Below are 12,818 nucleotides of genomic sequence, written 5' to 3' on the forward strand. Positions count from 1 at the left end.
GATTGTCGGCAGACAGGAGGATTCATTATGAAGCTTACCGATAAGACGGTAATTATTACGGGCGGAGCAAACGGCATTGGCGAAGCGGCCGTCCGGTTGTTCATGGAAGCAGAAGCGAATGTTGTCATTGCGGACTTCAATGAAGAGGCGGGACTTCGATTGCTGAATGAGCTTGGACCGTCTGCGGCCGAGCGTGCCATCTTCGTTAAGAGCAATGTAGCGGAGCCCAAGAGCGCACAGCAGCTCATGGAGCAGACGATGGAGCGCTTCGGTGCGATTGATGTGCTGATCAATAACGCGGGTATTACCCGCGATGCGATGCTGATGAAGATGTCGCCGGAACAGTGGCAGGATGTGATTGACGTGAACTTGAACGGGGTGTTCTATTGCACCCGATACGGCGCTCCTTACATGGCGGCCCAAGGACATGGCAAGATCATTAACACGTCCTCTATCGTCGGTGTGCAGGGGAACATCGGGCAGACGAACTATGCCGCGACCAAGGCCGGCGTCATCGGAATGACGAAGACGTGGGCGCGAGAGCTCGGATATAAAGGCATCTGTGTGAATGCGGTCGCGCCGGGATTTATTGCGACGGAGATGGTGGCGAAGATGCCGGAGAAGATCGTCGACGGCATGCGGGACAAAGTGCCTTTGCGCCGTCTGGGACGGCCGGAGGATGTGGCTCAGGCCTATCTGTTCCTTGCATCCGACGCGGCGAATTATATTAACGGCGCCGTCATTGAAGTGAACGGAGGGCTATCTATTTGAACGGTGTTCCTATTATGCCGAAGACACGGGCGCCGCGGCAAGGCGTCCGCTTCATGAACGCGGATGAAGCGGTGCGCCTCATCGCCGACGGGATGACGGTCGGGATAGGGGGATTCGCAGGCTGTGCGAATCCAGAAGCGCTAACGGCGGCGCTGGAGCGGCGTTACTTGACGGAAGCAGCGCCATCTGCACTGACGATCGTGTACGCGGCAGGTCAAGGCGACGGGGTGGCGCGCGGCGTGAACCATCTGGCCTACGAGGGGCTGGTGAAGCGCGTTATCGGCGGCCATTGGGGCTTGGCTCCGCGCCTTGGCGCTTTAGCGCTTGCCAACCGGATTGAGGCTTATAATTTCCCCCAAGGCGTAATCGTGCATTTGTATCGCGATATCGCTGCCGGGCGCTGCGGAACGGTCACGCATGTCGGTCTGCACACGTTCGTCGACCCGCGAGCGGAAGGAGGCAAGCTGAATGCAGCGACAAGGGAAGAGTTGGTCGAGCTTGTTCAGCTCGGCGGACGTGAACAGCTGCTGTACCGGGCCTTCCCGATTCACACGGCCTTGCTGCGCGGTACGACGGCGGATGAGCGCGGCAATATCTCGATGGAACGAGAAGCCGTAACGCTGGAAATGCTGGCGCTCGCCCAAGCGGCACGCAACAGCGGCGGGCTGGTCATCGCCCAGGTCGAGCGCAGAGTGCCGGCCGGCTTGCTTGACCCGAAGCGGGTCGTCATCCCGGGCGTGTTCGTGGATGCCGTCGTGCTGGCGGAGCCGGAAGAGCATGCGATGACGTTCGCCGAACACTATAACCCGGCATATGCGGGCGGTGACAGTGCATCCCGGGCAGAGCCGCCTCCTATGGACAGGGACGAGCGCCTCGTCATCGCCCGCCGCGCCTTGCAAGAGATTCCCCCGCATAGCGTGGTGAATCTTGGCATCGGCCTGCCCGAAGGCGTCGGTTACGCCGCTTGGGAGGCCGGACGCGGCGATCTGACGCTGCTGCTCGAATCTGGACCCATCGGCGGCACTCCGGCGCGGGGCCTTAGCTTCGGCGCATCCGCGCACCCCGAAGCCATCATTGACGAGCCGTCGCAGTTCGACTTCTTCGACGGCGGAGGCCTGGACGTGGCTTGCCTCGGCATGGCGGAGGCAGACGCGCAGGGCAACGTGAACGTGAGCCGCTATGGCGGCAAGCTAACGGGCTGCGGTGGCTTCATCAACATAAGCCAGAACGCGAAGAAGCTGGTGTTCTGCTCGACATTTACGGCCGGCGGCCTGCAGGTGGAGTTCGCAGACGGCGGCTTGCGCATTGTTCGCGAAGGCAGGCACCGCAAGTTCGTGCGGCAGGTGGAGCACCTGACGTTCCATGCTGCATATGCGGCGTCGCGCGGCATTGAGGTTCTGTATGTGACGGAGCGCGCCGTATTCCGGTTAAGCCGCGGGGAATTGGAGCTCATCGAAGTGGCGCAGGGCGTTGACGTTGCGGAGGATATTATTGCACGAATGGACGTTCAGCCCCGTCTCAGTCCTCAGTTGACGACGATGGCTGCGAAGTTGTTCAGGTAAGATGCAGCGATATGGATAAGAATGAGAAAAAGGACCTTGGCCATCATCGTAAACTGACGGTGCAAAGTCCTTTTTCCTATATCAAGTCATTATTAACATCAGCTAACATCAGCAGCCATCAATCGAGCAGGAGTCGGTCGAGGAAGCAGACGGTTGAGCTGTATCCTTCCGTGCGGCCTCGTCACGTGCGATCTCCAATATTTCCTTGGATTGGATTCCTTGCAGAACCCGGTCGCCGACGAAGAACGTTGGAACCGCTCGTACGCTCTCTGTCTGCCGGAGTCCTTCTTCGTGCTGCTTGGCATAGCGCTCATCTTGCAGCGCAGATAAGAATGAATGGGCGTCCAGACCGATTTGCTCCGCCACTTGGGCAAGCACCCCAGACTGGGAAATGTCCAGTCCTTGCTGCCAATACGCTTTAAAGACGCCGACGAAATAGTCATTGCCCTTGCCGTGCTCCTTCGCATAGTAGAAGCCGATATGAGCCAAACGGGTACGCGGAATAGGTGAGATGTCCGGCAGACTGATGTCTACTCCCAATCGCTCAGCAATTGGCAGGACGCTTTGCTTCATCGATTGCTGTACATATGCGCTGTTCGGATCAAGCGGTACGCTGCCTTCCGGACGCAGTTCATACGGAATCCATTCGATGTCATCAGGTTGAAATGTTTCTTCCACTGCCTTCTCTCCCAAAAAACAAAACGGACAAACGAAGTCGGAAACGATCTTGAGTTGAGCCATAAAATCATTCCTCCATGTCATCTTTACTTTATTATAGTAAGCAATTTAAATATATACAAGCACTTACTTTTAGTAACGATAATAGTATACTATGCAGCTCATATTGTCGATATTTCCTCATCAAGCCCCTGCTTAAAGCAACAAGGGCATGAGAGATGATGTTCTGTAATGAATTTCAGCAAGTTGTGATTAGCTTGGTTGAATGAATCCGGCTAGCGAAGCAGTTTCCTTCCATAGCCGATCATGCGGCAAAGTCATGTCAATATGCAGAGGAGGACGTGTCGGCTGCATATGCTTCAGCATCCGATCGTCGATGAACCAATCACCTGGTTCGATCGGAGTATAGGGCTCGTCCTGCCATACATCGGTAAGGCTTGGGCTGTACGCGCGGTGAGCGCTTGGGAGCCTGACATGTTCTGGAACCGCTGCTTTCTTCGTAAATATATGCGGCCAATAATCGGATCGCGAGCCGGTATGCGGTACGGCACGCATATAGCGCAAGGCGCCTCCGTAAATTTCAGGAGTATGGAATAACAAGGCGTACAGCTTGCGGCCGAAGAAGATTCGCTCATTTACATCAGAGAAATCTTCAAGGGTCAAGCCGACTAGAGGCACGGCCTCGTGTTCTTTCAACGACGGGACGCCGAGGGGAAAGATGACTTGATTCATTTGCATCCATCCATGTAGTCGAAAGTCCCATTTATTAATAACGTGTTCCCGATAATCCGGATGCTGCACGACTCTGCCTTCGATAACATTCTGTTCATTGACGATAAGGGCGGTAGTTAAGAGCGAACTGTTCGGCTGAACCCAGAAGCTTTCCCAAAACGGTGTCATAAAGGCGGATATGTCAAGTGTGGGCAGCAAGTGAAACAAGCTTTTGCCCTCGCGGCGGCTTGCTGCATAGAGCAAGAGTTGAGGATACGCATCGTGAAAAATAAGCGCATTGGATCGTTCAAGCAAGCGATACGCCCACAGGCGATGATTCGCGCTCATAATGCGCGGCAGCCATTCACCCTGCAGGTCGGTCATATTCCAACCGCCATTACGCGACACCATATGGGCAAGAAAGGCCCAATGCAACTCGGGATATGATTTGTAGATGCGCCCGTATGCTGCCGTTCGGGTGACGTTATTCCGGTTCGCCATGCGAACGGAGTTTCGAATGTGGCGCAGCAGCATCGATTCCTCCGTGGTTAAAGAAGAAGCGGCTGCTCTTCTGCCGCTGACGAACTGTTGCCGCTGTCGTTCCAGCAGAATGCGGTTCACGTGTTCCTCCGTGCGCTTTGCCGCGGCACGATTCCATTCGAGCGTGCGGCTCTCGCGCATGAGCGTCACCTGATTATGCAGTTCAGTCCATGTCATCCGCATAGCATCGTAAACTGTGCCAGCTGCTTGACGCATCATTTGCACAGCGTGCCGCCACCGCTTGGACAGATTGGAAAGCATCGGGAAGCCTCCTTTTGTTAAAGTGCGTAATCGATAAGGCTGCTGAAAAATAACAAATTTAATGCATTTCCTTCTCAGTATGTCCAATTTCAAGCGAGGACGTACACTCAGCGTGTTTGACTTTTCGCAAGCATTTGTTATATCTTGAACTGAACAAAGTAGGGAGTGAAGCGCTATGGAAAAAATACAAGTCGTCGAACGGTTCCAGGAAGTAATCGCTCAATCTCAGACAATTATTGCAGTATTTAAGACCTCCTGGTGTCCGGATTGTCATTTCATCGATCCGTTCATGCCGGAACTTGAAGCGCAATTTGAAGGCAAGGCGACTTTCGTCGAGGTCGATGCAGAGCAACTCCTCGATGTGGCGCAGGAATATCATATACTGGGCATTCCGAGCTTCGTTGCTTTTAAAGACGGGAAGGAAACGATTCGATTCGTCAACAAGCTGCGCAAGACACGCCCGGAAATCGAGCAGTTCGTAGAGCGGGCCCTTGCGGTGTCCGAAGCTGTATAACTGGATAGGAAAGCATGATCCGTCCCATTTGCGGACGGATTTTCTTGTTTAGAGGAGTAAGAAGGCGATGGTCTGCTGCTGAGTGTAATATTTGTCACAATTTAGCCGTACATTCATTTAGGAAATCTTGTATAATGGGAGACGGACTGGAATACTTTTCTTATTATTTATAATGAACGGCTTCAATTATGAACAACGGGTCAGGTGAAACTAGTGAATTCAAACATCTACCGTAGAATGAAACAATTGGCTTACGTTACATGCATCGGAATGTTTCTTGTCGTGCTGAACGGAGCATTGGTAACGAAGACGGGATCCGGAATGGGGTGCGGTTCGGATTGGCCGCTCTGCAACGGCAAATTTGTTCCCGCTTACACGATTGAATCCATGATTGAATATTCCCACCGTTTCGTCACTGGAATTGTCGGTCTGCTCGTCTTGGCCTCGTTCATCTTCGTTCTGCGCGCTGCGAGAGACAAACGCGATGCGGTAAGCTACGCTTTCCTTACGCTATTATTTACGATTATTCAAGCGATTATGGGCGCTCTGGCTGTTGTGTTTACGCAATCTCCACCCGTAATGGCGCTTCATTTCGGAATTTCTTTGCTCGCCTTTGCCTCTTCCTTCCTGTTGTGCGTCGTGTTGCGTCGGTATGAACGGGGAACTGTAGTACAGGCGGATCAAGGCCGTCCGATTCGTGCGGAATTTCGATACGGGGTCTGGTTTACTTTGCTTTATACCTACATTGTTATCTATGTAGGCGCATTCGTACGGCATACCGATTCATCGGGAGGCTGTATGGGATGGCCGCTCTGCAACGGGGAATGGATACCTGAATTGTCCGGTGGGACGGCGATTGCGTTTTGGCATCGTGTAGCGGCGGCGCTGCTGTTCATCGTAGTTGCGATTATGGCTCATTTTGCCTACCACAACCATAAGGATAACCGGGAGATTCAATTGTGCGGCATATGGTCGCTTGCGCTCTGCGCAGCGCAAATCATCAGCGGGGCATTTGTGGTCCTTTCAATGCTGGATGCTAACCTGTTCCTGTTGGCAAGCTTGCTGCATACGACGCTTATTTGCGGGTTGTTCAGCGTTCTGTGCCATATGAGCATCCGCGTCTGGCAGCTTAGGAAGTAATAAGAAGACATACATACATCAATGATAAGGGCATAAGGCCCACGAGTTGCAATATGTAAAAGAAGCAGGTCGCTTGACGTTTTTCGGAAGTTGTTCCGGTTAGCGTGATTCAGCGAGCTGCTTCTTTTATTGGGAAATGAAAGGTTATCAATTGCTTCAGTCATTCTTTTTACGCTCCTTCTTGCATGTTGCGGGTTTCATTGGCGTGCGTGCCGAACAGGACGACTGAAGCAGCTGCTTTGGCTGCGGCTAACCAACGAACATTCCAAGGTTTACGTACTGCCATTTGATTGTTTTTCATGAACATCTACCTCCTCAATTGTGGTTTGCGTTTCATTTGATGTCTTTATTGTATCGGAGACGGACGACAGGTACCATGGAATCAACTTACGCCTAGCTTACAATGTCGTAAGTTGTCTAACAGGCACGCTTTAGGTTCGGATGAAAAACAGATATACTTATAGAGGAAACATGTAATTTACATGTAATTTATATGTAAGAAACGTCAACCCAAACGATAACGGAACATTTCAAGGAGGGCTCGTATTGTCTTTTTCTAATATTCGTGATTTCATCCACATGCTAAAGCGAGAGAATGATTTGGCAGTGATCGAGACGGAAGTTGATCCGTATTTAGAGATTGCCGAAATTCACAGACGCGTTATCGCTGAAGGCGGTCCTGCCCTTTTATTTACAAATGTGAAGGGCAGTCCTTTTCCGGTCGCGACCAATCTGTTCGGAACGATGCGGCGGGTCGATCTTGCTTTCGGACCGCGTCCAGAGCAGTTTGCGAACAAGTGCATCGAGGCGATTCACCGCTTGATGCCGCCGTCGCCGAAGAAGTTGTGGGAAGAGCGCGGCCTAGTGAAGGATTTGCTCGGCTTGACGAAGGTGGGCATGAAGGAAGTTACGCCGACGCAAGCGCCGATTATGGGAGTGAAGCGTACGGATAAGCCGATGCAAGGTCTTCCTGCTTTAACGAGCTGGCAATTGGACGGTGGCCCGTTCATTACGCTTCCACTCGTCTATACCGAGCATCCCTTACATAAAGGAAGCGATCATAACCTCGGCATGTATCGCATTCAAATATACGATGAAGAGACGACTGGCATGCACTGGCAAATTCAAAAAGGCGGCGGTTTTCATCATCATGAGGCGGAAATGCGCAATGAAGCGCTTCCAGTATCTGTAGTTGTCGGCGGACCTCCTGCACTCATTGCAGCAGCCATTGCACCGCTTCCTGAGAAGCTGCCCGAGCTGTTGATGACCTCGTTCGTGATGGGCGAACGCCTTCCAGTCGTAGACAGCGGCTTTGAAGGACACCGTATTCCGGCTGAAGCGGATTTCGTAATTCAAGGCTATGTGCCGCCGCATGTCCGCCGCATGGAAGGGCCGTTCGGTGACCATTACGGCTATTACTCATGGGCGCACGAGTTCCCGGTGCTTAATGTGAAGCAGATGTATCACCGCAAGGATGCGATCTATCCGGCGACGGTTGTAGGCAAGCCTCGTCAAGAGGACTATTACTTGGGCGAATATTTGGTAAGGCTGTTGTCCCCGGCGTTCCCGCTCGTCATGCCGACGGTGCGCAAGGTGCATCCATATCCAGAAACGGGCGTCCATTCCTTGGCCGCCGCCGTCGTGCGCGAAAGCTATTCACGTGAAGCGCTTCTGTCCGGCTTCCGCATTCTCGGTGAAGGCCAGCTCAGCTTGACGAAGTTCCTCATGCTGACGGATCAGCCCGTTGACCTAGAGAACTTTGCTGAGCTGACCGAAGCGGTGCTCGAGCGATTTAAGCCAGAGAGCGACTTGTATGTGATGAATAACACGTCGCACGATACGCTCGATTATACCGGGCATAAGCTGAACCATGGCAGCAAAGGCATTCTGCTTGGCGTAGGCGATCCAGTGCGGGAACTGCCGCATACGTACGAGGAGGGCGAAATTGGCGAGATTCATGATGTCGCTGTCTTTTGCCGCGGCTGCTTGACAGTAGCCGGCGCTTCGTATGAGGCAGAGCCGCAGCTGGCGGAACGCGTATTGGCGCGTCTCACGGAGAAAGAGACGAAATGGCCGCTTGTGTTCTTAGTGGATGATGCCCAAGTCGCGAACGGACAGCTTCCGTTTCTATGGACGGTATTTACGCGATTTAACCCTGCATCTGATATATACGCGGGAATGGAAGTCCGCAATCACCATCTTGCCTATAAATTACCGATTGTCATCGATGCGCGCATGAAGCCGGGTTACCCAGACGAATTGTTCCCGCGTGAAGATATCGTGCAACAGGTTGACCAACGTTGGAAAGACTATTTCCCGAACGGACTATAAGCGGTTGTTGAACGGGACCTCTTATAATCACGGATCCATTCACGTGCTAGTATCGACAAGGAGGAGTTCTATGCTGCGCATTCTGTTCGGTGAACCGCCCCGTCAGGACGAAGGAGAATTGCAGGAAGCCATGGTGTTGATGGAGCGCTACTTGAACGTTGTGCGCAAGCAAATGGACAAGCAGGGCGATCCGGAGCACTATTGGCGCAAAATTGAAGTCTGGACCGTCGGGTTAAAGACATCCTTGGATGAGCTAGAACAAAGCGTTTATGCTTCCGATAAGTTTGCGGAGCGCGTAACGAAGCGATATCAAGCGGAGATGGACGATGAGGAACTGGATGATTACTATCGGCATGTCTATTTCTACAAGAACGGATTCATTCGCGTCTTCTCCATTTTGGACAAGCTCGGTACGCTCCTGAACACGGTGCTGCAATTAGAGACGGAGAAGGTGAAGCATCGTTTTTCTTACTTCACGGTTCTGCGTCAAATCCGGTTCAAAGGCAGCCATCCGCGCTTGGCCGAACGGTTAACCGCCTTGAAAGATCAGTACGGCGATGCTCTTCAGCGTCTCCGCAAGCGCCGCAATACGGAAATTCACCATATGAATGCGGAAATGCAGGATGATTTATGGCAGCGCCACCGCAGCTTAAGCGATAAAATCAAGCTGGAGGATATCCAAGCGAATTTGCAGGATTTACAGGATGGTTTCCATATGGCATGCAAAACGTTGCTGATCGCCTTTGAGGAATTGTGCAAACTGGAAAAATGAAACGTAAGGTAAAAAAAGTTAATTGACAACTTTCAAATGCTGGATTATACTCAATTTAAATTTCATAACCGTTTTCTTATCAAGAGTGGCGGAGGGACAGGCCCTGTGAAGCCCGGCAACCGATCTTGCAACCCGGTCAATATGACGCTTCGGTGCGTTATATGCTTGCAAGATGTCAATGGTGCTAATTCCTTCAGAACGTGACGGTTCTGGCAGATAAGAAAAGGGAGAGTTGCGAACAACCGCCAGTTTCAACTGCAAGAGACAGCGAATCGACGTAGCCCCCTTTTGGCATCTGCCAAGAGGGGGCTTTTTATATATAATCCTGTATAATACTTTCATGAGCTGTCCGATTATGAATAAGCTGACAGCCAATAACGCGTATGCATCATGCATACGCGATGCATAAAGGAAGGTGACGATTCCATTGATTCGTTTGGAACATATAAGCAAACAATATGATGCGAGAGGCAAAGCAAGCGGACCGCTAGCGCTGAACGATGTAAGCCTGACAGTGGCGGATGGCGAAATTTTCGGCATTATCGGCCACTCCGGGGCAGGCAAGAGCACCTTGCTGCGCAGCATTAATCTGCTGGAACGGCCGACATCTGGAACGGTGATCGTTGACGGTGTCGAGCTGACGAAGCTGACGCAGGGAGGACTGCAGCAGCAGCGCCGCAAGATAGGCATGATTTTTCAGCATTTTAATCTGCTGTCATCTGCGACGGTATTTGACAATATCGCCTTTCCGCTGCAGCTTGCACACACACCGAAAGAAAAAGTGCAGGCGAAGGTGGATGATTTAATCCGTCTCGTCGGACTGGAGGAGCACCGCGATAAATATCCGGCGCAATTATCCGGCGGACAGAAGCAGCGGGTTGGCATCGCACGAGCTTTGGCTAACGATCCGAAGGTACTGTTGTGTGACGAAGCGACTTCGGCGCTCGATCCGCAGACGACCAACGCGATACTTGACCTGTTGCTCGATATTAACCGCAAGTTCGGCATTACGATTGTGCTCATCACGCACGAAATGCACGTCATCCAAGCGATATGCGACCGCGTCGCCGTTATTCATGCCGGTGCAATTGCGGAACAGGGTAAGGTCATCGACGTATTTCTGAAGCCGCAGCATCCGGTGACGCGTGAGTTTATTCTAGAAGAGCGCAATGATGCGGAGCTCCAGCCTTGGGCAGCTTTCAAGACGCAGGCGACCGAACATTCCCGCGTGGTGAAGATCAATTATTTGGGCGACGTGACGTACGCGCCGGTGCTCCATCAAGTATTGACTGCAGCCGGTGTCAGCTTCGCCATTCTGCAAGGTACGATCTCGCGCATGAAGGACGTTCCATACGGCCAGTTGGTCGTAAGACTTGACGGAGAGAAGACGGCCGTGGAACAGTCGCTCCTGTCGTTGCGGGATAAAGGCTTGGAAGTGGAGGTGATTGCATAATGAAGCTTGATTTCTCTACAGTGAACTGGGAAGAAGTAAGCACGGCCACGACCGATACGCTGACGATGATGCTCTTTTCCGTATTGTTCACCTTCATTATCGGACTTCCGCTCGGCGTATTGCTTTACTTGACGGGCAAATCGAATGGGGCAGCGGCCAAGCCGGTGTACGCGGTGGTGTCATTTATCGTCAATATTCTACGCTCGGTGCCGTTTGTTATTTTGATGATTGCCATTATCCCGCTTACCCGGATTATTATAGGGACTTCGATAGGTGTGGAAGGAACAATACCGCCGCTCGTCATCGCGGCTGCTCCGTTCTTCGCCCGTCTGGTCGAAACGTCGCTAAGAGAAGTGGATCGCGGCGTCATCGAGGCAGCGCAAGCGATGGGGGCATCGACATGGCAAATTGTGCGCAAGGTGCTGCTCCCGGAAGCGATGCCTGGACTTATTGCCGGCACGACGATTACGGCGGTTACGCTGGTCACTTATACGGCCATGTCAGGAATGATTGGCGGTGGCGGTCTAGGGGATCTGGCTATTCGCTACGGCTATCACCGTTACGAATTCGAAGTGATGATTGTATCGATTGTCGTGATGGTGCTGCTCGTGCAGGTGCTGCAGTGGATTGGCGATGCGTTGGTGCGCAAGTTTACCCGCAAATAAGGTTTGGGAAGCCCGCTCTTTGGAGCTTCAACATATAGTGAGTGTTCAAAAAGGTTAAGAGGATTTTGAACAACCTCATAAATACAAAAAATTCAATTGGGGCAGTTTGGAAGGAGAAGGTGTTGGCAATGAAAAAGTGGACTTATGTATTGACTCTCGTAACGTTAGTAATGGTGCTGGCCGCATGCGGTAGCAAGCCGGCGGCAGACAACAATGCAACGAACGCCTCAGACAATGCGGGTGGCGAAACGACGAAAGTGGTCGTCGGCGCATCTCCGGTTCCGCACGCAGAAATTTTGAATCATATCAAGCCGCTGTTGAAGGATCAAGGCATTGAATTGGAAATCAAGGAATTTACCGACTATGTTCAACCGAACGTACAGGTGCATGAGAAGCAGCTTGATGCGAACTTCTTCCAGCATAAGCCATACATGGACAACGAAGTGAATACGAAGGGCTACAAGCTGGTTAGCGTCGGTAACGTGCATGTGGAGCCGTTCGGCGCGTACTCCAAAAAAATTAAATCCGTCGATGAGCTGCAAGACGGTGCTACGGTCGCTATTCCTAATGATGCGACAAATGGTGGACGTTCCTTGCTTTTGCTTGAGAAACAAGGCATCATTAAGCTGAAAGAGGGCACAGGCCTTGAAGCGACAGCTCGCGACGTTGCAGACAATCCGAAAAATCTGAAGTTCAAAGAGCTGGAAGCCGCAATGCTGCCGCGTGCGTTGGATGAAGTCGATATGGCGCTCATCAACACGAACTATGCACTGCAAGCTGAATTGAATCCGACGAAGGATGCGCTGTTCATCGAAGATAAAGATTCACCGTATGCAAACATTTTGACGGCACGTGAAGATAACAAAGACAGCGAAGCAATTAAAAAATTGGTTGCCGCGCTTCAATCCGACAACGTGAAGAAATTCATCGAGGACAAATATAAAGGAGCGATCGTTCCAGCGTTCTAATTATTGCAGTTGAATGGAACATACTCGCATAGCCTTGGCGCTTTACGGCATATTCATTGAAAAGATGAGCAGCCTTGACGCCAAGGCTTTTTTACATTGTTGGAGCCTGTTCCATCCCTTGCCTCGATCTCCCCTTCATTCAGAATGGCAGCCCCCCTTCCTTTTCAAACGAGAACATGTTGTGGCTTCTGTGCAATGGCCCTTAGCTCCATTCTCCCGTACAGTCAGTCAGAGCGCGTCACTGCACGAACGGAGCATTACGATGCTCTTAGCTTCAAGCTCCCATACAGTCAGGAGGGATAACGTGGAGGATAAGGGACATGACGCATCGTATAGGTACCATCCATAACGAGGCCGATCACGATGAGAGTGAATCAGAGTGGCAATTGGTTGTGCCGCTTCCTGATGGAAGGGGAGAATGAAGCAAAAGGGTGGAGCTGCTTACCTCGATT

Annotated in this window: 12 protein-coding genes and 1 riboswitch; of the genes, 9 read left to right on the forward strand and 3 right to left on the reverse strand. The window is 51.9% G+C overall.

The features are described 5' to 3' along the window. Nucleotides 1–27: 27 nt before the first annotated feature. Nucleotides 28–771 carry a 3-oxoacyl-ACP reductase FabG gene (fabG, locus tag M3650_RS09960; protein ID WP_233697972.1) on the forward strand — a complete coding sequence of 248 codons (744 nt, stop codon included), beginning with the start codon at nt 28–30 and terminating at the stop codon, nt 769–771. Then, nucleotides 768–2,333: a CoA-transferase gene (locus tag M3650_RS09965; RefSeq protein WP_311295061.1), complete on the forward strand. Its 1,566-nt coding sequence runs from the start codon at nt 768–770 to the stop codon at nt 2,331–2,333. Before fabG ends, M3650_RS09965 begins: the two co-directional genes overlap by 4 nt. Nucleotides 2,334–2,441: 108 nt before the next feature. On the opposite strand, the gene M3650_RS09970 is transcribed toward M3650_RS09965, so the two are convergent. Further along, nucleotides 2,442–3,074 (reverse strand): DsbA family oxidoreductase, encoded by a 633-nt coding sequence (locus M3650_RS09970; protein WP_251574334.1) that lies wholly within the window; start codon nt 3,072–3,074, stop codon nt 2,442–2,444. 189 nt (nt 3,075–3,263) lie between these two features. Continuing rightward, nucleotides 3,264–4,523 carry a DUF2515 family protein gene (locus M3650_RS09975; RefSeq protein ID WP_251574336.1) on the reverse strand — a complete coding sequence of 420 codons (1,260 nt, stop codon included), beginning with the start codon at nt 4,521–4,523 and terminating at the stop codon, nt 3,264–3,266. Nucleotides 4,524–4,698: 175 nt separating this feature from the next. On the opposite strand from M3650_RS09975, the gene M3650_RS09980 reads away from it, so the two are divergent. Beyond that, nucleotides 4,699–5,037, forward strand: coding sequence for a thioredoxin family protein (locus M3650_RS09980; protein WP_019423768.1), 339 nt, complete (start codon nt 4,699–4,701; stop codon nt 5,035–5,037). Nucleotides 5,038–5,274: 237 nt separating this feature from the next. Further along, on the forward strand, nt 5,275–6,177 hold the full coding sequence (locus M3650_RS09985) for a COX15/CtaA family protein (RefSeq protein WP_019423767.1): 903 nt from the start codon (nt 5,275–5,277) through the stop codon (nt 6,175–6,177). Nucleotides 6,178–6,346: 169 nt separating this feature from the next. Here the strand turns inward: M3650_RS09985 and M3650_RS31910 are convergent, their stop codons facing one another. Continuing rightward, nucleotides 6,347–6,478, reverse strand: a complete 132-nt coding sequence (locus M3650_RS31910) for a hypothetical protein (RefSeq protein WP_019423766.1) — start codon at nt 6,476–6,478, stop codon at nt 6,347–6,349. 245 nt (nt 6,479–6,723) lie between these two features. Here M3650_RS31910 and M3650_RS09990 point away from each other — a divergent pair, with 245 nt between their 5' ends. The 5 genes from M3650_RS09990 (at nt 6,724) to M3650_RS10010 (ending at nt 12,366) form a co-directional block, all read left to right on the forward strand. Then, nucleotides 6,724–8,508 (forward strand): UbiD family decarboxylase, encoded by a 1,785-nt coding sequence (locus M3650_RS09990; RefSeq protein ID WP_251574351.1) that lies wholly within the window; start codon nt 6,724–6,726, stop codon nt 8,506–8,508. Between the two features lie 70 nt (nt 8,509–8,578). Then, nucleotides 8,579–9,280, forward strand: a complete 702-nt coding sequence (locus M3650_RS09995) for a Cthe_2314 family HEPN domain-containing protein (RefSeq protein WP_251574353.1) — start codon at nt 8,579–8,581, stop codon at nt 9,278–9,280. A gap of 73 nt (nt 9,281–9,353) precedes the next feature. Continuing rightward, a riboswitch (SAM riboswitch) is annotated at nt 9,354–9,503 on the forward strand. Nucleotides 9,504–9,707: 204 nt separating this feature from the next. Then, complete coding sequence (locus M3650_RS10000) at nt 9,708–10,733, forward strand: methionine ABC transporter ATP-binding protein (RefSeq protein WP_285848396.1); 1,026 nt, start codon at nt 9,708–9,710, stop codon at nt 10,731–10,733. Continuing rightward, complete coding sequence (locus M3650_RS10005) at nt 10,733–11,398, forward strand: methionine ABC transporter permease (protein WP_251574357.1); 666 nt, start codon at nt 10,733–10,735, stop codon at nt 11,396–11,398. Before M3650_RS10000 ends, M3650_RS10005 begins: the two co-directional genes overlap by 1 nt. Nucleotides 11,399–11,526: 128 nt before the next feature. Further along, nucleotides 11,527–12,366, forward strand: a complete 840-nt coding sequence (locus tag M3650_RS10010) for a MetQ/NlpA family ABC transporter substrate-binding protein (protein ID WP_251574359.1) — start codon at nt 11,527–11,529, stop codon at nt 12,364–12,366. The last annotated feature ends 452 nt before the right edge of the window (nt 12,367–12,818 follow it).

The organism is Paenibacillus sp. MER TA 81-3 (genome assembly GCF_023713585.1).
Lineage (GTDB): Bacteria > Bacillota > Bacilli > Paenibacillales > Paenibacillaceae > Paenibacillus_B > Paenibacillus_B profundus.

Bases quoted from the DNA above. Each gene is read 5' to 3' on its own strand.
- fabG (WP_233697972.1), top strand. From the start codon at position 28: ATGAAGCTTACCGATAAGACGGTAATTATTACGGGCGGAGCAAACGGC.
- M3650_RS09970 (WP_251574334.1), bottom strand. From the start codon at position 3,074: ATGGCTCAACTCAAGATCGTTTCCGACTTCGTTTGTCCGTTTTGTTTT.
- M3650_RS09975 (WP_251574336.1), bottom strand. From the start codon at position 4,523: ATGCTTTCCAATCTGTCCAAGCGGTGGCGGCACGCTGTGCAAATGATG.
- M3650_RS09980 (WP_019423768.1), top strand. From the start codon at position 4,699: ATGGAAAAAATACAAGTCGTCGAACGGTTCCAGGAAGTAATCGCTCAA.
- M3650_RS09985 (WP_019423767.1), top strand. From the start codon at position 5,275: ATGAAACAATTGGCTTACGTTACATGCATCGGAATGTTTCTTGTCGTG.
- M3650_RS31910 (WP_019423766.1), bottom strand. From the start codon at position 6,478: ATGAAAAACAATCAAATGGCAGTACGTAAACCTTGGAATGTTCGTTGG.
- M3650_RS09995 (WP_251574353.1), top strand. From the start codon at position 8,579: ATGCTGCGCATTCTGTTCGGTGAACCGCCCCGTCAGGACGAAGGAGAA.
- M3650_RS10005 (WP_251574357.1), top strand. From the start codon at position 10,733: ATGAAGCTTGATTTCTCTACAGTGAACTGGGAAGAAGTAAGCACGGCC.
- M3650_RS10010 (WP_251574359.1), top strand. From the start codon at position 11,527: ATGAAAAAGTGGACTTATGTATTGACTCTCGTAACGTTAGTAATGGTG.